This is a genomic window from Vibrio sp. B183 (assembly GCF_000740665.1).
GTDB lineage: Bacteria > Pseudomonadota > Gammaproteobacteria > Enterobacterales > Vibrionaceae > Vibrio > Vibrio coralliilyticus.
Genome location: NZ_JPQB01000013.1, coordinates 109,007 through 130,360, shown reverse-complemented (window position 1 = coordinate 130,360; position 21,354 = coordinate 109,007). Strand labels below are relative to the sequence as shown.

General features: G+C 45.3%; 15 protein-coding genes. 12 read left to right on the top strand and 3 right to left on the bottom strand.

All coding sequences use genetic code 11. The features are described from left to right. The first annotated feature begins 45 nt into the window (after positions 1–45). The 7 genes from IX95_RS14295 (at position 46) to purF (ending at position 11,437) form a co-directional block, all read left to right on the top strand. Complete coding sequence (locus tag IX95_RS14295) at positions 46–5,481, top strand: FimV/HubP family polar landmark protein (protein ID WP_038161113.1); 5,436 nt, start codon at positions 46–48, stop codon at positions 5,479–5,481. Positions 5,482–5,572: 91 nt separating this feature from the next. Continuing rightward, complete coding sequence (gene truA, locus IX95_RS14290; RefSeq protein ID WP_021458533.1) at positions 5,573–6,367, top strand: tRNA pseudouridine(38-40) synthase TruA; 795 nt, start codon at positions 5,573–5,575, stop codon at positions 6,365–6,367. 176 nt (positions 6,368–6,543) lie between these two features. Further along, the gene (accD, locus tag IX95_RS14285; RefSeq protein ID WP_019277831.1) at positions 6,544–7,470 is read left to right on the top strand and encodes an acetyl-CoA carboxylase, carboxyltransferase subunit beta; all 927 of its coding nucleotides are present in this window, start codon (positions 6,544–6,546) and stop codon (positions 7,468–7,470) included. 44 nt (positions 7,471–7,514) lie between these two features. Further along, positions 7,515–8,780 (top strand): bifunctional tetrahydrofolate synthase/dihydrofolate synthase, encoded by a 1,266-nt coding sequence (gene folC, locus IX95_RS14280; protein ID WP_038161110.1) that lies wholly within the window; start codon positions 7,515–7,517, stop codon positions 8,778–8,780. Continuing rightward, positions 8,781–9,335 (top strand): SPOR domain-containing protein, encoded by a 555-nt coding sequence (locus tag IX95_RS14275; RefSeq protein WP_019277833.1) that lies wholly within the window; start codon positions 8,781–8,783, stop codon positions 9,333–9,335. Between the two features lie 62 nt (positions 9,336–9,397). Beyond that, positions 9,398–9,889, top strand: a complete 492-nt coding sequence (locus IX95_RS14270) for a CvpA family protein (protein ID WP_006959459.1) — start codon at positions 9,398–9,400, stop codon at positions 9,887–9,889. A gap of 33 nt (positions 9,890–9,922) precedes the next feature. Further along, on the top strand, positions 9,923–11,437 hold the full coding sequence (purF, locus tag IX95_RS14265; protein ID WP_038161107.1) for an amidophosphoribosyltransferase: 1,515 nt from the start codon (positions 9,923–9,925) through the stop codon (positions 11,435–11,437). A 72-nt stretch (positions 11,438–11,509) separates the two neighbouring features. Here the strand turns inward: purF and znuB are convergent, their stop codons facing one another. Together znuB and znuC are read right to left on the bottom strand one after the other, a co-directional pair. Next, a complete protein-coding gene (znuB, locus tag IX95_RS14260) occupies positions 11,510–12,295 on the bottom strand; it encodes a zinc ABC transporter permease subunit ZnuB (RefSeq protein WP_038161105.1) in 786 nt (261 codons plus the stop codon). Next, complete coding sequence (znuC, locus tag IX95_RS14255) at positions 12,288–13,073, bottom strand: zinc ABC transporter ATP-binding protein ZnuC (protein WP_038161102.1); 786 nt, start codon at positions 13,071–13,073, stop codon at positions 12,288–12,290. The genes znuB and znuC overlap by 8 nt, the downstream gene beginning before the upstream one ends. Before the next feature lie 82 nt (positions 13,074–13,155). Between znuC and znuA the strand changes: the two genes are divergently transcribed. The 5 genes from znuA (at position 13,156) to IX95_RS14230 (ending at position 20,894) form a co-directional block, all read left to right on the top strand. Continuing rightward, positions 13,156–14,034 (top strand): zinc ABC transporter substrate-binding protein ZnuA, encoded by an 879-nt coding sequence (gene znuA / locus IX95_RS14250; RefSeq protein WP_038161099.1) that lies wholly within the window; start codon positions 13,156–13,158, stop codon positions 14,032–14,034. 245 nt (positions 14,035–14,279) lie between these two features. Beyond that, entirely contained in the window at positions 14,280–17,609 is a 3,330-nt protein-coding gene (locus tag IX95_RS14245) for an AraC family transcriptional regulator (RefSeq protein WP_152562030.1), read from the top strand. Positions 17,610–18,163: 554 nt separating this feature from the next. After that, entirely contained in the window at positions 18,164–18,391 is a 228-nt protein-coding gene (locus tag IX95_RS14240) for a FeoA family protein (protein WP_038161097.1), read from the top strand. Beyond that, on the top strand, positions 18,391–20,667 hold the full coding sequence (gene feoB / locus IX95_RS14235) for a Fe(2+) transporter permease subunit FeoB (protein ID WP_038161095.1): 2,277 nt from the start codon (positions 18,391–18,393) through the stop codon (positions 20,665–20,667). Before IX95_RS14240 ends, feoB begins: the two co-directional genes overlap by 1 nt. Beyond that, positions 20,664–20,894, top strand: a complete 231-nt coding sequence (locus IX95_RS14230; protein WP_006959452.1) for a FeoC-like transcriptional regulator — start codon at positions 20,664–20,666, stop codon at positions 20,892–20,894. Before feoB ends, IX95_RS14230 begins: the two co-directional genes overlap by 4 nt. Before the next feature lie 31 nt (positions 20,895–20,925). Here IX95_RS14230 and IX95_RS14225 read toward each other — a convergent pair whose 3' ends face one another. After that, the gene (locus IX95_RS14225) at positions 20,926–21,354 is read right to left on the bottom strand and encodes an HIT family protein (RefSeq protein WP_006959451.1); all 429 of its coding nucleotides are present in this window, start codon (positions 21,352–21,354) and stop codon (positions 20,926–20,928) included.

The window sequence follows — 21,354 nt, the reverse complement described above, 5'->3', positions numbered from 1 at the left end:
TAGATCATTACATTAAAATTTATTGAGCACATAGCTGAGCCTTCTATGCTTCGAATTTTTAAGCGTCTGCTGCTGCCTGTTGCATTAGTAGCCGTGACTCAGACATCGATTGTTAGTGCAGAAACTATTCGCCTTAAGGGACCTGACGGCGAGATCCAAGCATCGCCGCAATATTCTGATTTTGTCCCCCAAGATCTGCGTAACAACGAGCCTTCTCGCTTTTATGGACCAACTACTTCTCAAGAAACACTTTGGGCTATTGCCAGCCGTTTGCGTCCATCAGCTAGCGTTTCTGTACAACAAACGTTACTTGCTGTGTATCAGCTCAACCCTCAAGCGTTTGAAAATCAAAACATCCACGAGCTTATTCCAGGCAGTACACTACGAATTCCTTCGTTGGCTCAAGTTCAAAGCGTTTCGACACAAGAAGCTGTCAATGTTATGGCGGCCCATCAAGCACGCTTGACGGATATTCCTGCGGTTTCTCGCCCAACCCCGCAAACCTCGCCTCAGCAACAACCTGAAGAAATGAAACCATCTGACGCTGAAAAGCCAATGATGGATGATACCAAACCGGCAATGCAGCCAAATGCGGATTTAGCAAAAATAGCCAAGCAAGAGCAAAAAGCGCAAGTTTCGACTTTGGAGAAACAACTCGAAAGTTCAGAAGGCGAGTTGATGGCTCTGGAAGAGAAAAATCATAAGTTGCGCTTGATGTTGGCTGATGTTCAGTCCGAAGTGGATGTGCTGAAAGATGAGCTGGGTGATGAGTCTCGCATTCGCAATGAGGTAGAAAAATTACTCGAAGCGGAACGTCTGCGACTTGCCGAAGAGCAGAAAATGCAACCCTCTCCGCTCGATGAACTGCTCTCTAATACTTGGCTTGTCGCTGCGCTGGCTATCATCCCAGGCTTGCTGATTGGCTTGCTGCTCATGATGTTGCTGGGTCGCCGTAAGAAAGAAGATTCAGAAGCACAAACCGCGACCGAACAAACCGCTGAACCTGTTGCGCCAATTGCTCCGGATTCTCTTAATGAAGAAGTGGATGATGATTTACTGCTTGATGATGACTTGTTTGGTGAATCAACCGACGATGAAGAAGAGTTGTTCTCGGATGATTCTGGTTTAGATGAAGGTAAAGAAGATGGTGAAGTAGATGTCTTTGCCGACTTAGAAGATAACGATCTCGATTTCAATCTTGAAGGTGAAGATGGCGAAGACCCATTCGCGGGCATCGGGGACGATGGCGAGCTAGACGAAGCGCTTGCTGATATGGATATGAGCTCCAATGGCATCAGTGTGAATAGCGAAGATAAAGCACTGGGCCTTGAAGAAATGGAGCGAGCCCTGGATGAAGTTGTTATTGAGGATGAGTCACCAGAAGGTGAATTTGATTTATCAGATGATGACGATGAGATTTCTCAAGACGAGCTAGACTCACTGCTGGCATCAGATGGAGACTCGGAAGATCTTGGCACCGATGAGTTGGATCAGTCACTGTTAGACGACTTGTTCAATGAAAGTGACACTGATGATGCGAGTGACGATCTGGACTTTGACTCGTTGCTTGATGAGGCTGATGGTGGCTTTGATCTGAGTGATGATGATGCTGGGAGCACCGATACAGATGAGCCTAGTCTAGCGTCAGATAGCGAAATTGATGACCTCTTTGCTCAAGTGGAAGCTCAGGCAGACCTAGAAAAGCTTGAAGCTGAAGCACTTGATGAGACTGCGCTTCTGGATGAAATGGTGGAAGAGCCAACACCAGAAGTCAGTGAAAACAGTACAGACTTACTCGATGAGCTGATTGATGATGGTGAGGAGACAGATCCTAGTTCAGATAAGGCGCTAGATGACTTCTTAAGCGACGATCTAGATCTTAGCGATGATAATGCCTTCGATGAACTGATCACCGATGACAGCAATGAGCTTGATGCAGAGTCAACCGAAACACTTGATGAGTTTTTGTCTGATGATCATACCCAAGATGTAAGCTCACTTGAAGATAGTACAGAGTTACTGGATGACTTGTTTGAGACACAATCTGAGCAACAACAGCAAGTTACTGAAGAACTCGGTGATGAAGGCACCGACCTGTTTGAAGAGTTGCTGGAGATTGAAAAGCAGAGCGATGAATCGGTAGATGAAGAGAATGAAGATCTCACTCTGAGCAATGAGTTGAACCAAGATGTTGCGCTTGATGACGCTGTTGAGTCTTTGGATGACGCTGCTGGTACAGATAAATTCTCCAGTGAAGATTTTATCGATGACATGTTGAGCGCTGCGCCCGAAGGTGATCCATTGCTCGATGAGCTTGATTTGGATGAGCCCGATTTAAGTGAAGCTGTATCTGAGGAAGCTGTTGCACCGCAACCTGAAGATGATTCAAACTTTGCAGAGCCAGAGCCAGAGCCAGAAGAGGATGATTGGCTGACTTCAGCGATTGATGAGGTGGAAAACCCTGAATTAGCCGAAGAGTCTGAGTTTGATTTGGCTGAGGACGAAAATCAGGATGCTCTTTCAAGCGATGTAGAACCACTTGAACTCGATGAGCCGGAAGCTACGGGCTCGGAGTCTGAGCACGAAGATGAAGATGATTGGTTGACGTCTGCTATTGATGAAGTCGAAAACCCAAGTTCTGAATTGGAAGAGAGTCATGAAGTTCCGGTTACTTCTTCAACGCAGTTAGATGAGAGTACAGCCGTTGCTGCTGAAGAAAATGCGCCTGTTGAGGAAGATTTACTTGCTCAGCAGGAGCAAACGGACACACCATCTGAAGAGACTCCAGAGACTCCAGAGACTCCAGAGACTCCAGAGACTCCAGAGACTCCAGAGACTCCAGAGACTCCAGAACCAGCAATAGAACAATCAGCGGCCCCAATGCCTGAAGCTATTCCAAATGAATTTGGGGTTCCGGAAGATGATGATTGGCTGATTGAAGATGAAGCGTCCGAAGCAATATCTGATGATCTCATGGCTGATACGCCTGCTGCTGAAGAGCCAGAGCTTGAAGCACCTGCCGCTGAGTCAGAAGAGTCGCTAGCGCTGGATGATTTAGATCTTCCAGAATACAGCGAAGAAGATGCGCTGGCCGATGTTGCCGAAGAGCCGGAGCTTGAAACTCCTGCTGTTGAATCTGAAGAATCATTAGAACTGGATGATATAGAACTTCCAGAATACAGCGAAGAAGACGCACTAGCGGATGTTGCAGAAGAGCCGGAGCTTGAAGCGCCTGTTGCTGAGTTAGAAGATTCATTGGAACTGGATGACATAGAGCTTCCAGAGTACAGCGAAGAAGATGCACTAGCAGACGTTGCCGAAGAGCCAGAACTTGAAGCACTTGTCGCTGAACCTGAAGCACCTGTCGCTGAACCTGAAGAGTCGTTAGCCTTAGACGATTTAGATCTTCCAGAATACAGCGAAGAAGACGCACTAGCGGATGTTGCCGAAGAGCCAGAGCTTGAAGCATCTGTCGTTGAATCTGAAGAATCGTTAGAACTGGATGATATAGAACTTCCAGAATACAGCGAAGAAGACGCACTGGCAGACTTTGCCGAAGAGCCAGAGCTTGAAGCACCTGTCGCTGAACCTGAAGAGTCGTTAGCCTTAGACGATTTAGATCTTCCAGAATACAGCGAAGAAGACGCACTAGCAGACGTTGCCGAAGAGCCTGAACTTGAAGCACCTATCGCTGAGCCTGAAGAGTCGTTAGCCTTAGACGATTTAGATCTTCCAGAATACAGTGAAGAAGATGCGCTAGCGGATGTTGCCGAAGAGCCAGAGCATGAAGCGCCTGTCGCTGAATCTGAGGAGTCGTTAGCGCTGGATGATTTAGATCTTCCAGAATACAGCGAAGAAGACGCACTAGCGGATGTTGCACAAGAGCTTGAACTTGAAGCACCTGTTGCTGAGTCAGAAGAGTCATTGGAACTGGATGACATAGAGCTTCCAGAGTTCAGCGAAGAAGACGCACTAGCGGATGTTGCAGAAGAGCCTGAACTTGAAGCACCTGCTGTTGAGTCTGAAGAATCGTTAGAACTGGATGATTTAGATCTTCCAGAATACAGCGAAGAAGACGCACTAGCGGATGTTGCACAAGAGCTTGAACTTGAAGCACCTGTTGCTGAGTCAGAAGAGTCATTGGAACTGGATGACATAGAGCTTCCAGAGTACAGCGAAGAAGACGCACTAGCGGATGTTGCAGAAGAGCCTGAATTTGAAGTACCTGTTGCTGAATCTGAAGAGTCGTTAGCGCTGGATGATTTAGAACTTCCAGAATACAGCGAAGACGATGCACTAGCCGATGTTGCAGAGGAGCTAGAGCTTGAAGCACCTGTCGCTAAGCCTGAAGAGTCATTAGCCCTAGACGATTTAGATCTTCCAGAATACAGCGAAGAAGATGCGCTTACGGATGTTGCAGAAGAGTCAGAGCTTGAAGTGCCTGCTATTGAATCTGAAGAATCGTTAGAACTGGATGATTTAGATCTCCCAGAATACAGCGAAGAAAACGCACTAGCAGATGTTACTGAAGAAGCTGAGCTCGAAGCTTCTCCTTCCGAGTCAACGGGCTCGCTAGAGCTCGATGACTTAGACATTCCAGGATATATAGAACAAGGAGTGTCGGCGGACGCAGTTGAGGAACTAGACCCTGAAGTAAATACTGTTCAACAAGAGGAATCTCTTGAAGTCAACGAGCGGGACTTGCCTGAATTTGACGAACAAGATGCGCTAGCCGAAGCGTTCGATAGTGGTTCTGATGATGTTGACTTCAAACTTGATGAGCTCGAACTACCATCTCTTGAAGAGATTCCATCTGAGGCCATGGATCGTTCTGATGAAGCCGAGGAATTGGCGCATCACGCTTTCAATGAAGCTGCATTTAATGAATTGCTTTCTGAAAGTGAACCAGAACAAACTGCTAGCTTTGACTTTGATAAACCTGTCGATTCAGTCACTTCTGATAGTGCAGGGATGGATATTGAAGCCATGCTGGAAGTGGGGGGAGAAGACTGGAACGGCTTTAGCTTATCCCCTGAACAACAAGCTCAAATTCCTAATGATATTCCAGAAGATCAACAGGGTGTATGGGATGATGGTAATCGCCCTGAACAAGCTCAAATCTTAGATGAAAACTGGGAAGACCAAGAAGAGTTGGGTGATTTCAATCCACAAGAAGGCGAGTTCCGCACCATTGATGAGCTGATGGCTGAGGTTGAAAAAGAAGAGCAGCAAAGCTTTGAAGAAGAAGAGTTGAAGCTTGATGTCGGGTTAAGTGACTTCCCAGACGTTATCGGGGATACCGGAGATATTGATGTTGACAACAATTCAGAGGCGTCTGGCAAACTTGATTTAGCTAAAATCTACATTGAGATGAATGATGCTCAAGGCGCAATTAAGTTGCTAGAAGAGGCTATTGTGGATGGTAGCGACGAGATTCGCCGAGAGGCGAAAAACTTAATCGATGCGATCAACGGTCGATGAATGAGTAATCTACAAGGGGGCGCTGAGCCCCCTTATCTTTTTTTGCAAAAATGTTTATACTTCCCGCCCCATTTTCAAAGAGAACACCCTGATGAGAATTGCGTTAGGTATTGAGTATAACGGTACTCATTACTATGGCTGGCAGCGACAAAAAGAAGTTAAAAGCGTACAAGAGAAACTTGAGCGTGCTCTGAGTATCGTTGCAAACCATCCTGTAGAAGTGCAGTGTGCAGGGCGCACTGATGCGGGCGTTCATGGAACGGGTCAAGTGGTCCATTTTGACACTAGCGCCAGCCGCAAAATGGTTGCGTGGACAATGGGTGTCAATGCCAATCTGCCGAATGATATTGCAGTTCGTTGGGCAAAAGAGGTACCTGAAGAGTTCCATGCTCGTTTTTCCGCAACAGCACGGCGTTATCGATACATCATTTTTAATAGCGCATTCCGACCAGGTATTATGTCCTCTGGTGTTAGCCACTATCACGGCGAGTTAGATGTTGAGAAGATGCACCAAGCTGGTCAATATTTGTTGGGTGAGAACGACTTCACGTCGTTCAGAGCGGTACACTGCCAGTCCCGTAGCCCTTGGCGTAACATCATGCACTTGGATGTGACTCGTCACGGACAATACGTAGTGATTGATATCAAGGCAAATGCCTTTGTTCATCATATGGTGCGTAATATTACCGGAAGCCTTATCTGTGTTGGCCGTGGGGAACAGAAACCAGAGTGGATAAAGTGGTTGCTCGAAGTGAAAGATCGCAAGCTTGCGGGAGCAACAGCGAAGGCAGCCGGCCTCTATCTGGTTGATGTTGATTATCCAGCAGAATTTGAATTGCCAAGAGTGCCAATTGGGCCACTATTTTTGCCAGACAATTTGAACTAATTCGTGATAAATTGTCCAACTAATCAGTTCTTTAGGGCGTGAGACATTAGTGTAATAAATAGGTACAACCAGTTTTTTGTCTACACTTGGCATTTTATATGCTTTAATCCTCTCGCGTAAATTCAGAATTTTTGTCCTTCGCAAAGTGCGGAGGCGATGAGAGAAAAAGGTCTTCCATGAGTTGGCTTGAAAAGATTTTAGAAAAAAGCAACATTGTTAGTTCACGTAAAGCGTCCATCCCTGAAGGTGTGTGGACCAAGTGTACGTCTTGTGAACAGGTGCTTTATCACGCTGAACTAGAGCGTAACCTAGAAGTATGTCCGAAATGTGACCATCACATGCGTATGAAGGCGCGTCGTCGTCTGGAAACATTTTTGGATGAAAACAACCGCGTTGAACTAGCGGATGAACTTGAGCCACAAGACAAGCTTAAGTTTAAAGATTCAAAGAAATACAAAGATCGTATCTCGGCTGCCCAAAAGAGCAGTGGAGAGAAAGATGCCCTTGTTGTAATGAAAGGTGAGCTATTAGGCCTTCCTATTGTTGCTTGTGCATTTGAATTCTCTTTCATGGGCGGTTCAATGGGTTCTGTAGTTGGCGCTCGTTTTGTCCGCGCTGTAGAAGCGGCTATTGAGAACAACACAGGTCTTGTTTGTTTCTCTGCAAGTGGTGGTGCACGTATGCAAGAGGCTTTGATGTCTCTAATGCAAATGGCGAAAACCAGTGCTGCACTTGAGCGCCTGTCTCAAAAAGGCCTGCCGTTTATCTCAGTCATGACTGATCCGACGATGGGTGGTGTTTCTGCAAGTTTGGCAATGCTAGGTGACGTAAATATCGGTGAGCCTAAAGCATTGATCGGTTTCGCTGGTCGTCGTGTTATCGAACAGACGGTACGTGAAGATCTTCCGGAAGGTTTCCAGCGCAGTGAGTTCCTACTTGAGCATGGTGCTATCGACATGATCGTTGATCGTCGCGAAATGCGTCAGCGTGTTGGTAGCCTGATTGCGAAAATGACTAACCAACCTTCGCCTCTGGTGGTTTCTGTGAACGATTCACAAAATGAAGCTGCTTATTCTGTACCAGAAGCGGACGAAAAAGGGTAAAGTAACATACTAACAAACAACCACAATTACTTGGTTAGAGTTAGATGAGTCAAACCCAAATTCCTCAAGCCACATCCCCTCTTGCGATGTGGCTTGATTATTTAACAAACATACACACCTCTGCTATCGATCTCGGTCTAGATCGTGTCCAGGCTGTCGCCGAGAAAACTAATCTAGTTAAACCTGCTCCTACCGTGATTACTGTCGCGGGGACCAATGGAAAAGGTTCCACTTGTGCACTTATGGAAGCCATATTGCTTGATGCAGGCTACTCCGTTGGTGTTTATAGTTCCCCCCACCTAATTCGCTATAACGAACGTGTCCGTATTAATGGCCAAGATCTAGCTGATGAGAAGCACACCGAAGCGTTTGATTTTATTGAAAAGCAACGTGGTGATATTAGCCTAAGCTTTTTTGAATATGGGACTTTAGCGGCATTGCGCCTTTTCCAAACTGAAAAAGTGGATGTCGTATTGCTAGAAGTCGGGCTAGGAGGACGATTGGATGCCACTAATGTGGTTGACCATGATGTTTCAGTGATTACTAGCCTCGCTATCGACCATGTTGACTGGCTCGGTGATGACATTAATGTGATTGGCTATGAGAAAGCAGGCATCTACCGAAGTGGTAAGCCTGCCATTTGTGGTCAGCCCAAGGCGCCTTCTACTGTAGCAGCGCATGCTGATGATATTGGTGCAGAATTATATCAAGTGGAAATTCAGTACAACTATCAAGTTGTCGATGAGCATACTTGGCGTTGGACGCATGGCCCATACGAGTTAGAAGCTCTTCCTATCCCTGGTTTACCTTTGCAAAATGCAGCAACCTCTTTAATGGCACTCGCGACAGCAAATTTGGACTTGTCGGACATCAACATCGTTAAAGGCCTCAATAGCGCTAAGCTACCTGGTCGAATGCAGGTGGTGAGTACGGAGCCTACAATCATCCTCGATGTGGCACACAACCCGCATTCTGCTGAGTATTTGGTTGAACGCATTCAACAGAAGTACTTGGATAAAAAAATCCACGCTGTGGTTGCGATGCTGCACGACAAAGATATTAAGGCCACGCTTGAAGTGTTGGCTCCGGTTGCCAGCCATTGGTATCCAGCGTCGTTACAAGGGCCAAGAGCTGCAAGTGCAGCGGAACTTTGTGAGTATCTTCCTGATGGCAATGACCGCTTTGAAGCTCCTGTCGACGCATTTAAAGCGGCGTTGACAAAGGCTGAAGCGGAAGATGTCATTCTGGTTGTGGGTTCTTTCCATACGGTTGGTGAAGTACTCGAACACTGGCAGAGTCAAGGAGAGTAAATGGCAAGTAAGTTTCAAAATCGTCTGGTCGGCACCATCATTTTGGTGGCGATCGGCGTCATCGTATTACCAGATGTCCTTGATGGTAAAAAAACGCATTACAAGGAAGAAATCGCCAGTATTCCGATTAAGCCAGAGCTTGATAGCGATGTAGAAAGCTTCGAAGTTTTGGAGCCCATTGATGATTCTGCAAGCCTACCTGAAACACCAGTTGAAGTTGTTGTGCAAGAACCTGAGGCTCCTGCCTCTGCTGAAAAGGTGAATGATGAACCTCTGCCTGTCGTAGTTAAAGAGGTTCCTGAGCGCAATGAATATCAGGACAGTGCTTGGATTATTCAGTTGATGGCGTTGAAGAACGCAGAGAATGCGAAAAACGTTGTTAAAGACCTACAAAAACGCGGTTACCAAGCACACACTAAACTCGAAAATGGTTTTACTCGTGTGATTATTGGCCCAGATGTGTCAAAGAGTAAGCTAGAGCGACAAGTGACTGAGTTGGAAAAAATTACTGGCTCAAAAGGTCGATTGCTCAAATTTAAGCCATTAAATCCATAAGAAAACGTTTGCGTCAGCGTTTTTTCTGTTAAAATGCGCGCCAACTTAAGATGTAAGAACAGATGAATTCGTTAGATATTGTCATTTTAAGTGTGATCGGCCTGTCGGCAGTGATCAGTTTAATTCGCGGCTTCGCAAAAGAAGCGTTGTCTCTGGTTATTTGGTTTGGGGCGTTTTTTATCGCCAGCCAGTATTACGCAAAATTGGCGGTGTACTTTTCCAATATTCAGGACGACATGTTTCGAAATGGAGCAGCGATAGCAGCCCTGTTTGTTTCGACACTTATCGTAGGTGCGATCGTGAATTACGTTATCGCCCAATTAGTACAGAAAACAGGCTTGTCAGGAACAGATAGAGTACTAGGAGTCGTCTTTGGTGGCTTACGAGGTGTTCTGATTGTTTCAGCTGCACTATTTTTTATGGATGCGTTTACATCGTTTCCAGACTCAGAGTGGTGGAGAAGTTCGCAACTGGTACCGGAGTTTAGCCGTATCATTGCCCCTTTCTTCGAACACTTACAAGCAACATCGAGTTTCTTATCTGGCGCGTTATAGCGCCAGCCATTGTCGCAAATCGAGGGTTAGGACATGTGTGGTATTGTTGGAATCGTGGGTACAACGCCTGTAAACCAGTCTATCTATGACGCACTGACTGTGTTGCAGCATCGTGGCCAAGATGCCGCGGGTATTTGTACCATAGAAAGCAATCGTTTTCGTCTGAGAAAGGCGAACGGTTTAGTTAAGGATGTGTTTGAAGCAAAACACATGCAACGCCTTCAGGGAACGGTGGGTATTGGCCATGTTCGCTACCCAACAGCGGGTAGTTCTAGCGCATCTGAAGCTCAGCCCTTCTATGTTAACTCTCCTTTTGGTATTACTCTTGCTCACAACGGTAACTTAACCAATGCAGCGGAAGTTCGTGAAAAACTGTTTGAGAAAGACCGCCGTCACGTAAACACCACATCGGATTCCGAAGTTTTACTGAATGTTCTTGCCCACGAAATTGATACAGTGAAAGGCAATGTAGTCGCAGAAGATGTATTTCGTGCTGTGACTAATGTTCATCGTACGATTCGCGGTGCTTACGCTGTGTCAGCAATGATCATAGGTCACGGTATGATTGCTTTCCGCGACCCAAATGGTATTCGTCCTCTGTGTCTTGGTAAGCGCGAAGTCGGAGACTCGGTTGAGTATATGGTTGCTTCTGAATCTGTTGCATTGGATGCCGTTGGCTTTGATTTCATCCGTGATGTAGCACCAGGTGAGGCGATATATGCGACTTTTGATGGTCAGCTACACACTAAACAGTGTGCGGATAACCCTACCTTAAACCCTTGTATCTTCGAGTTTGTTTACTTCTCTCGTCCAGACTCCTTCATTGATAAAATCTCTGTTTACAGTGCACGTGTAGAAATGGGTAAGAAGCTTGGCGAGCGCATCCGTGATGACTACAGTCATCTAGATATCGATGTGGTTATTCCGATCCCTGAAACGTCATGTGATATTGCGTTGCAGATTGCTCAAGCTATTGATAAGCCATACCGCCAAGGGTTTGTTAAGAACCGCTATGTGGGCCGTACATTTATTATGCCGGGTCAGCAGCAACGCAAGAAATCCGTTCGCCGTAAGCTCAATGCTATCCGCTCTGAGTTCAAAGACAAAAACGTTTTGCTGGTTGATGACTCTATCGTTCGTGGTACCACATCTGAGCAAATCATTGAAATGGCGCGCGACTCTGGTGCGAAAAAAGTATTTATGGTCTCTGCAGCACCGGAAATTCGTTTCCCGAACGTTTACGGCATCGACATGCCAAGCGCGAATGAGCTGATAGCACATGGTCGCGATAACGACGCTATTTGTAAGCAAATCGGTGCCGATGAGCTAATTTTCCAAACATTAGATGATCTTGTGGCAGCGGTGGGCATGGGTAACACTGATATCACTAAGTTCGAAACGTCCGTCTTTAATGGCGAGTACGTGACAGGAGATATCGATCAGAAGTACCTCGATTTCCTAGAGTCATTGCGTAGTGATGATGCAAAAGTACAGCGCGATATTCAGCAAGAGCTGGCTAACCTCGAACTGCACAATGAAGGTGCTTAATCTAAGATTCTCGTTCAGGTAACAAAAAGGGTTGGCATGTGTGGCCAACCCTTTTTCATTTTAGCTTCTAGCTTAAGCCTTTACTCGATATAGCTGTGACAACATAAACATAGCAGTAGCACTGATGACCACAGAAGGCCCCGCTGGAGTATCGTAATGCCATGAGAGGCTAAGGCCTAAGAGCACAGCGACTGCACCAATAAAAGAGGCAGTTATGGCCATCTGCTCTGGAGTTCTAGAGAATCGCCGCGCAGTAGCCGCAGGAATAATCAACAGTGAAGTCATGATCAAAGCGCCTACGAATTTCATACCGATAGCAATCACAAGGCCTACCATAATCATCAGTACTAAACGCATTAAGTCGACATTATGGCCTTCTACAGCGGCGAGATCTTCGTTAACCGTTGTTGCCAGCAGAGAACGCCAAAAGTAGACCAGTATTGCAAAAACGAGCGCTGCACCTGCGTAGATATAAACGAGGTCCGTTGGGTTAACAGCGAGTAAATCACCAAACAAGTAACTCATCAGGTCGATTCGTACATTGTCTAGAAAGCTGACCGCCACTAAGCCAAGAGATAAGGCACTGTGTGCCAGAATACCCAGCAGCGTATCGGTTGCGACCAATTGTTGTCTCTGGAGGGCGACAAGAATAAAGGCGAGAGCCAAGCAGCAGACAATCAGGGCAAAATACAGGTTGACGTCAAGAAGGAAGCCTAATGCAAGCCCCATCAAGGACGCGTGAGCCAAAGTGTCGCCAAAGTAAGCCATTCTTCGCCATACAACAAATGACCCCAGCGGCCCCGCGATGGATGCAATCCCCAAGCCTGCGAGGATAGAAGGTAATAGAAACTCAATCATGATGGTGACCATGTGAATACTGTGAACAGGTAGACGCTTCGCCAGATACAGGATCACCCGCTAAATCATGGTGATGATGTTGATGCTGGTGGTGGTAAAACGCAAGAGACTCATTTCTCGTTTCGCCAAACAGAGCAATGTAACTTGGGTGTTTGGTGATATCGGCTGGCGCGCCTGAACAACAGATATGGTGATTGAGGCAGATAACGTCGTCAGTTTTCGCCATTACCAAGTGTAAGTCGTGGGATACCATGAACACCGCGCAGCTGAAACGATGGCGAATAGTATCAATTAACTCATATAAATCAATCTGCCCTTGGACGTCAACACCTTGAGCAGGTTCATCAAGAACCAGCAAGTCTGGTCGTTGGAGTAGTGCTCTTGCTAAGAGAACACGTTGGCTCTCTCCACCAGAGAGAGAATGCATGTTCGCTCGCATTAAGTGTTGTGCACCGACAAGTTTCAACGCATCTTGCAGTTCTTGCTCACTAAATTTACCCGCGAGCTTCATGAAACGTTTCACATCCAGAGGTAATGAGTCATTCAGCCTAAGTTTTTGAGGGACATAACCAATTTTTAGGTTCGGCGTCTTATTGACTGTCCCGCTGAATTGTTTTTGGAGACCTAACAACACCTTTACTAGAGTGGATTTACCCGCTCCGTTAGGGCCTATCAATGTTGTTATTTCTCCTCGCTTAAGGGTAAGACTAATATTATCAAGGACTTTGCGTTCTCCAAATTGAACACAGACTTGTTGAAGTTCGACCAGTGCCGACATGAATGGAACTCATTTGCAAATAACTATTGTTATAATGTAACATTTGAAAAACTTTAACGCCAGAGACTAGTGGTATTGATTTATGAAACACCTTATTCCTTTGCTATCCATTTTTGCTATAGGTAGTGCAAACGCCAGTGAAATACTGACCAGTATCAAACCCATTCAGATGATTACCTATGAAATTACGCAAGGTGTTTCTGAGCCAGATTTATTGCTTGAGTCCAACACTTCCCCACATGATTACGCGCTGAAACCATCTGATGTGAAGCGAGTTAGAAAAGCCGATTTAGTCGTTTGGTTCGGTAATGACCTAGAACCTTTTTTAACTAAAGTTCTTGAGGGTCAGAAGAATGTTTTGACCATCAGTGAAGTGGATGGTTTGAACCTTCGCGAGTTTTCAGAAGACGGACACAATCACGATCATGACGGGCATAATCATGGCTCGCACGATCCGCATTTCTGGTTAGGACATGAACAAAGTATTAAGGCTGCTGAAGCGATTAGCCAGAAACTTTCTGAGTTAGACCCGAGCAACAAAGATGTTTATCTAGCGAATTATCAGGCATTTGTGAAAAATGCTAATCAGTACGATGAAAAGTGGCGAGCGTCGCTAGAGCCAGTAAAAGAGGTGGGTTACTACGTATTTCATGATGCCTATGGTTATTTCGAGCAGGATTATGGCTTGAATCATTTGGGTGAATTTACGGTTAGCCCTGAGAGAAAACCTGGGGCTAAGACACTCATTAAAATCAAGAAAGCGTTGGCAAAAGGGGATGCTAAATGTGTCTTTTCTGAACCTCAGTTTACTCCAGCTGTTGTTGAGTCTGTGACGCGTGGTAGTCAAGCCAAGCAAGGGGTACTTGATCCTATTGGTACTAATGTTCAAGTTGGACCAGGCAGCTACTTTACTTTTATTCAGTCCATCACAGACAGCTTCACTGAATGTCTTAGTAACTAAATATTTGTTTGATATGCTATCAAAGGGAAGCACTGCGCTTCCCTTTTTTGATTGATCCAGATAAGAAAACGCCGATTTTTTGAAGCAGCATCTTGTTTATGGTTGGAAATCCAAGATAATTATTATCACAAAATAATTTGATGACTCAGTTCAATTAGCTTTGAGTCTTGATCTGGGTGGATCATTCGAAACGCTTAGATTTGGAATATTATTGACTGTCCAATTTTGCTGCAAGGGAATCGCTAGTGAAACAAGCCGTTTGTTTTCTGTCGTTTTTATTTTTGACTCGTGTCGCGATGGCAATGGATCTCCCTTTGTCAGTCTTCTACCCCTTGCCAACGCAATCTCAGGGCAAAGCGTTTGCCGCTAAAGAGCTTTTTCTCGCTGACAGTGGTGGTATCTGGTTTCAAGATGTTAGAAATCAGGTGCTGTTTTTTGATGGGCAAAACATTTTGCCGAAGTCAGGTTCTGCACTCGATTTTGAATCAGAGCAAGTTGCCTTTCTCGGCAGTGCTTTTTGGTCATTTGCGGGCAATGAGATTTATCGCACCATTCCAGGTAAAAGTCGTGAACTGATATTCAGTCTCACGCCGGGTACTGAGATTTTACGAATAGGGGTATCGAACCGTTACGTTTGGGTCTCTGATGCTTCAAATTTTTACACCTATCATGTTGATAGTGGTGAGTTTTCTTCTTACTCCTTAATGGAGTTGTATCAATACAACCAGTCAGCTCAAATCAACATTACCGATGCCAAACTGATTCAGTCAAAGTGGGTACTGGCGACAAACTCCGGAGTGTATTTGTCAGATGGTAGCCATTTCGAACATGCCCCTCGCTCCGGCACGAGCCATATAGAAATCCTCTATTTTTCCGAAAAACGTCAAGAGTTGGTCGTCGGAACTCGACACGGGGCAATTCTTTTCAATTTTAACCATCCTGACGCTCCACTTAAACGAATCCCGGGTGGACATGTTTTGAGTATTGCGGAAACGCACAAAGGCTACTGGATAGGTACCGAATCCGGTTTGCAATCGTACTCTTTTGCATCACAAGAGAGTGCCTATTTCGCCAGAGAACACACACACAGCCATGCGTTGTTTGGTGAAAAGGTTTACTCAATACTCAATGATCATCGAGGGGGAATGTGGATTGCCACTGAACGAGGCATTCATTACTTCTCATTGTTTGCTCATCATTTTAAGCGCTTTCCTGATTTGATGTTAACCCGCGGAGCAGCGTCAGAAAAACTGATTCAACTGACTAATAAGAAGAGTCGTAGTGGGTTTTGGATGGTCACCAATGTGGGTGTATATTCACTAAAATTGAACCGTAAGGCGTCGAGAAAGCTGCTTTATAAAGGTAGAGTGAACGATGTTATCGAGCATAATGGCGTGCTCTGGTTAGCCACTGAGAATGGCATCATCTGTATTGATAGTGTATCCGGTACTGTGATTGCGGACCGTTTACCTAACTTTTTAAAAACCTCGTCAGTTGAGTTGTTGGAACTGGATAACAACGGTCGAATCTGGGGAGCCAGCGACTATAAGTTATGGCGCTTTGATACCCAAAGTCGCGATTTGATGCAATATGGCTCTGAGTGGATGCTGAACAAGTATTTACCAGCGCAAGTTACTCAGATGGCAGTGGCTGACAACGGCAGTCTAATCTTGGGCACAGATCATGGCACCTATGTACTGATTAACGGCCAAATCCACTATGTTAGTGCCTCAGAATACTACGGGCGTGTGGCTAGTATAAAAGAAGTGAATGGTGGTGAAATCTGGGTGGCGAGCACTTACGGATTGTATCAATTAGACGCAGCCAGCTTGCAACTTAAGTCTCTGACTATGGTGGATGATCATATTACGCCTAAGTGTTTGATTAGTAATAGCAATGGTGTTTGGATGACTTCTTCTGCTGGTCTGACCCATTATGCGAAGAGCGGGCAAATAGCAGCACATTATGGTGAGCCGCTCGGTTTAGTGAATAACGAATTCCAGTCAGGGCTATGCAGCTCTGGCTCAGAAAGCCTGCAAAATCTATTAATTGGCTCAAGGCGAAACCTTATCAAGGTTGACACCAAAAGTCTTAGTGCTAGCAAATCTCCCAACGTACAGGTGATATACAGCCAAGTGGTTGCTAATCAGGATTTGTACTCTCTTGGTGGGAGTGTTTTGGGGGCTCCACATGTGACATATGGAGAATCGATTGCGTTTCAGTTTGGTGTGCTTCCACAGGTCAGTAATGTTTCCCTGCAATATCGACTGGGAGAACAGGATGAATGGCAGAATCTCGAAGGAATGAAGCTGACCATTGAACATATTCTTCCCGGTGACTACGCGCTTGAGGTGCGTGCTGTAAACAATGGCATGGCGCAGAGTGCTATTGAGCCGTTTGTTTTCTCAGTTGACGAGCCTTGGTATATCAGAGGGTATGCGATTTTCTCCTACGTGACAGCTGTATTTATTTTGCTAGCGTTTGTTATTTATTGGCGTTCTCGCATGATGGCAAGAACCAATAAGGATCTGAGGTCTCAGGTTGCGCTTAAGACTAATCAACTGCGTCATCAAAGCCGAATCCTGCTAACTAACAACGATCAATTAAGAAAACAGCTACAAATCCGACGCATCCTTTATCGACAGTCAGTGCAATCGTTGCGGGAAAGGCTGCAAGGTTGTGCATTACAGACGGCCACAGATTCAGAACAGGGCAAACAGCAATTATTGAGATTTATGATTCACGAACTGGATCTATTGCTTAACGTACGTGCGGCTAATGGCGATGCCTTGCCAGTTTACAACTTGTCTTTGGTATTGCGCTCTGCATTGGATGGTTGGCAAGAAGAGCTTATTAAGGCTGGTTTATCTGTGGAGGTACACTCAGAAGAAGATAAAGACATTTACGTCACTCTCGATGTTTTTAATCTCGATAGTGTGTTTAATCTTTTGATTGATAATCTGATTAAGCGCTCATATCGAGGGCAAGTTGTGTTGATGAGGTATCGTATCAATGACGGAGAAGTCTCTTTTTCCATAACCGAACAAGGTGCAAAGCTTGATGATGCTTCTGTGACGCCCATTGAGTTGTGGAATGAAATCGAGTCTTTGGTCAAAGAAAATGGTGGTAGCTTCCATCGATACAGCTCCGATGAACGAAACTTAATTGAGTTTGTGTGGCCTGTTGGAAGTGAATTTGAAGAGAACTCGATTGTTCAACTTACTGACACAGGCTTATCTGAAGAACAGTCAAAAGACCCGTGGATTGAAAAACTCGAAGCCTTAGTTGTCCAACATTATTCAGATCCGGAATTTGGTACGGCTTCAGCGGCTAAGCAAATGTACGTGTCCGAGCGTAGTTTACAGCGTCGATTTAAATCGGCTGCAGAACGTACGTTTATGGATTACGTGACTGAGGTGCGGCTGGACTATGCTTGTCGACGTTTGCTGGCTGGTGAAAAAATCTCAGATGTAGCGTTTGAATGCGGGTTCAATGACCCTTCCTATTTTAGCCAGCGATTTAAACATCGTTTTGGCGTATCTCCTTCTCAGTTTATTGAAGATCAAGATCGGTAGCTTGTTGCTGCCCACGACTTAATTGAACCAGAAAACTAAATAAAATGAGTTGTGTTAGGCAGGATGAACTTAGCACACTGATTGGCGTGATGCGTGATGCGTGATGAAAAAAATATCGTGGTATAGCCGGGGGGACTATACCACGGGTGCCAATGACACCTTCGCTTGCTGCCGGAGTGGTGCGGGTAGCACCACCTCTGGAATTCAATGTCTTCCAAGGAGCTGTCCTTGTCGACGTGTTTAACTATAAAACTATCGACTTATTTTACTTATAAAATTAACGCCAAGGTTACATGATAAAAGCGACATTGAAGTTATATTGTTGATATATAATTGTTTTTTGTTTATTTGTTGGCAAGGGTTTGAAATGGGCAGTGTTTATTAACTGACCAGAAATGATTGTTTTTAACGGAATTAACGGGTGTTTAATTGACGAAAGTGACGTTCCATATTCGCAATGTTTGATTTCAGACAAGATTTACAAAATTTACACAGGCTAAGATCTAAAGTCTTAATAATAATATTTCTCATTTTTATCTTTAATTGGCCTGTCTATGAAACTTTCAGATTTAACACAAGGGCAAAAAGCAACGATCACCGGTTTTTCAGAGCTTTCTAATGATGTTAGGAAAAAGCTTATGGTGATGGGGTTGCTTCCTCGAACTCCAGTCACGCTTATTCGTAAAGCCCCAATGGGCGATCCTCTTCAGGTTGAAGTCCGCGGTGTGTCTCTGGCAGTCAGAACCAATATTGCTAATTCAATTCATGTGGAGACCAACTGATGAAGTACAAAATTCTGACTGTCGGTAATCCAAACAGTGGCAAAACAACCCTGTTTAATGGCCTGACAGGTGCCAAACAGCAAGTAGGTAACTGGGCAGGTGTGACGGTTGAAAAGAAAACAGGTCGTTACAGTCATTCTGGTGATGAATTCATGCTCACTGACCTTCCTGGTATCTATGCATTAGATAGCGGTAACGATGGCAACAGCATCGATGAGTCAATCGCTTCACGTGCGGTCTTGACGCATCCAGCGGATCTAATCATTAACGTTGTTGATGCGACGTGTCTAGAGCGCAGCTTATATATGACGCTTCAGCTGCGAGAGCTTGGCAGACCGATGATGGTTGTGCTGAATAAAATGGATGCATTGAAGCGTGAACGACAAACTATCGATGTCAAAGCGTTAGAAAAAATGCTGGGCTGTCCGGTATATGCTTTATCCGCAAACAACAAAAATCAGGTCCAACGCCTGAAAGAACGTCTACATAAAGCGGTGGTTCAAGGCGTTGCACTGAATGAACTGAAGATTCGCTATGACGTAGAATTTGAGCGAGCGATAGACCAAATCCAACCTATTTTTGCTAATCATTCTGAGGTTTCCGCCCGCGCTCTTTCTATTCGAGCTTTAGAGCAGGATCTGTTGGTCTTAAACAATCTTTCTTCTGAAGAAAGAGACAACATTGCGAAAATTCAGGGCAGTCTCGACCTAGATATCGATCTCATGGTTGCCGATACGAAATATACTTTCCTCCATGAGCAGTGTAAGAAAGTGCGCCGGACTGAAGGCAAGCTTAGTCATAGCTTTACGGAAAAGGTGGATAACGTCATTCTCAATAAATGGGTAGGCGTTCCATTTTTCTTTGTCGTTATGTACCTGATGTTTATGTTCTCTATCAACATCGGCAGTGCATTTATCGACTTCTTTGATATTGGTGTCGGCGCTTTGCTGGTTGATGGTGGGCACTACTTGTTAGATGATCATCTGCCTGTTTGGTTGGTTACATTGATTGCGGATGGCGTGGGTGGAGGTATCCAGACGGTCGCCACGTTCATTCCGGTGATTGCTTACTTGTATCTCTTTTTAGCAATCCTGGAAAGCTCAGGCTATATGTCTCGTGCTGCTTTTGTTCTCGATAAAGTGATGCAGAAGATTGGTTTACCGGGTAAAGCCTTCGTTCCATTGGTTCTTGGCTTCGGTTGTAACGTACCAGCCATCATGGCAACACGAACGTTAGATCAGGAACGTGAACGCAAACTTGCTGCCTCAATGGCGCCGTTCATGTCTTGTGGTGCTCGTCTTCCTGTATATGCATTGTTTGCCGCCGCGTTTTTCCCTGAAAGTGGCCAGAATATCGTATTTGCTCTTTACCTACTGGGGATTGCTGCGGCTGTATTCACAGGGCTTGTGCTAAAGCATACGCTTTACCCGGGTTCAAGCGACAGCTTAATCATGGAAATGCCTGATTACGAATTACCAACGATACAGAATGTGCTGATCAAAACGTGGCAAAAGCTGAAACGCTTTGTTCTTGGAGCAGGTAAAACTATCGTTGTTGTTGTGACCATTCTTAGCTTCCTCAACTCCGTCGGTACTGATGGATCATTTGGCAATGAAGACAGCGAGAATTCAGTGCTGTCTAAAGTTTCTCAGGTGGTGACGCCTGTATTTGAACCGATAGGCGTTCATGAAGATAACTGGCCGGCGACAGTTGGTATTATCACAGGTATTTTTGCCAAAGAAGCGGTAGTGGGAACTTTGAACAACCTTTACGCACCAAGTGAAGGAGAAGAAGGTGAGTTCAATCTCATGGCGAGTTTGGAAGAGGCGGTTATGTCTATCCCGGAAAATTTAGCTGGATTGAGTTATTCCGATCCGTTGGGTATTGAAGTGGGTGATTTGACCGATAGCTCTACTGTGGCAGAAGAGCAGGAAGTCGACGCTTCTATTTTTGGTAACCTAAACCAATATTTTGTCTCAGGCCATGCCGCGTTTGCTTACTTGATTTTCATCTTGCTGTACACACCGTGTGTCGCGGCGATGGGCGCATATGTCCGTGAATTTGGCCAGAAATACGCGCGCTTTATTGCTGTATGGACGATGGGTCTTGCTTACGGCGGTGCAGTGCTTTACTACCAGACGATGCATTTCACAGACCACCCAATCTACAGTGCAGCCTGGATAGCCGGAGTCATTTTGGTTTCCTTTGCGACTTATCGCGCGTTGAAAGCGGCGGGGCAGAAGCAGATGCATTATGCTGAGGCACACACAGCATGATCTTACAGGAGCTGAAACGGCACATCGAACAGCAGGGTTGCGTTAGCCAGAAAGAACTCGCGAAGAAATTTTCAATGAGTGAAGACGGTGTCGATGCCATGCTGGCGGTATGGATAAAGAAAGGGAAGATATCTCGCTTGGTCGATACCAATAAAGCTCAGAAAGTGACCCGAGTCAGATACTCCGCGAATGGTGCCGATGAGTTATCTCTCACGGTGACCATGTAAAGAAAATGCCGCTGGTAACAGCGGCATTTTTTTATGCTTTTTTAAACAAGCTACTTAGTGATAAGACATTCTGAATCTTACTGAGTATCGCTTGTTGTTCCTCTTCAGAACGAAAATCCCCCTGAGTATTTCCCCATACGGGCCCTGGCCAGGCAACATCATCCTTAAAACGTGCGATGTGATGGACATGAAGTTGCGGAACCATATTACCAAGCGCACCTAAGTTGAGTTTATCTGGGCGAAAAGTTGCTTCTAATGCTTGGCTTACCGCTTGTGATTCGAGTAAGAACTGTTGTTGCTCTTGCATTGGCAAGTGATGCAGTTCTTTTAAATTTTCCCGTTTAGGAACAAGAATGACCCAAGGAACAGCGTTGTCCTTGTGGAGCAGGGCAATCGTCAAAGGAAAGTGGCCAATGACGCTAGTATCCTTTGCCAGTTGTGGGTGGAGTTCAAAACTCAT

Bases quoted from the DNA above. Each gene is read 5' to 3' on its own strand.
- truA (WP_021458533.1), top strand. From the start codon at position 5,573: ATGAGAATTGCGTTAGGTATTGAGTATAACGGTACTCATTACTATGGC.
- IX95_RS14270 (WP_006959459.1), top strand. From the start codon at position 9,398: ATGAATTCGTTAGATATTGTCATTTTAAGTGTGATCGGCCTGTCGGCA.
- IX95_RS14225 (WP_006959451.1), bottom strand. From the start codon at position 21,354: ATGAGTTTTGAACTCCACCCACAACTGGCAAAGGATACTAGCGTCATT.
- feoB (WP_038161095.1), top strand. From the start codon at position 18,391: ATGAAGTACAAAATTCTGACTGTCGGTAATCCAAACAGTGGCAAAACA.
- IX95_RS14275 (WP_019277833.1), top strand. From the start codon at position 8,781: ATGGCAAGTAAGTTTCAAAATCGTCTGGTCGGCACCATCATTTTGGTG.
- accD (WP_019277831.1), top strand. From the start codon at position 6,544: ATGAGTTGGCTTGAAAAGATTTTAGAAAAAAGCAACATTGTTAGTTCA.
- purF (WP_038161107.1), top strand. From the start codon at position 9,923: ATGTGTGGTATTGTTGGAATCGTGGGTACAACGCCTGTAAACCAGTCT.
- IX95_RS14240 (WP_038161097.1), top strand. From the start codon at position 18,164: ATGAAACTTTCAGATTTAACACAAGGGCAAAAAGCAACGATCACCGGT.
- znuB (WP_038161105.1), bottom strand. From the start codon at position 12,295: ATGATTGAGTTTCTATTACCTTCTATCCTCGCAGGCTTGGGGATTGCA.
- znuA (WP_038161099.1), top strand. From the start codon at position 13,156: ATGAAACACCTTATTCCTTTGCTATCCATTTTTGCTATAGGTAGTGCA.
- folC (WP_038161110.1), top strand. From the start codon at position 7,515: ATGAGTCAAACCCAAATTCCTCAAGCCACATCCCCTCTTGCGATGTGG.
- IX95_RS14230 (WP_006959452.1), top strand. From the start codon at position 20,664: ATGATCTTACAGGAGCTGAAACGGCACATCGAACAGCAGGGTTGCGTT.
- znuC (WP_038161102.1), bottom strand. From the start codon at position 13,073: ATGTCGGCACTGGTCGAACTTCAACAAGTCTGTGTTCAATTTGGAGAA.
- IX95_RS14295 (WP_038161113.1), top strand. From the start codon at position 46: ATGCTTCGAATTTTTAAGCGTCTGCTGCTGCCTGTTGCATTAGTAGCC.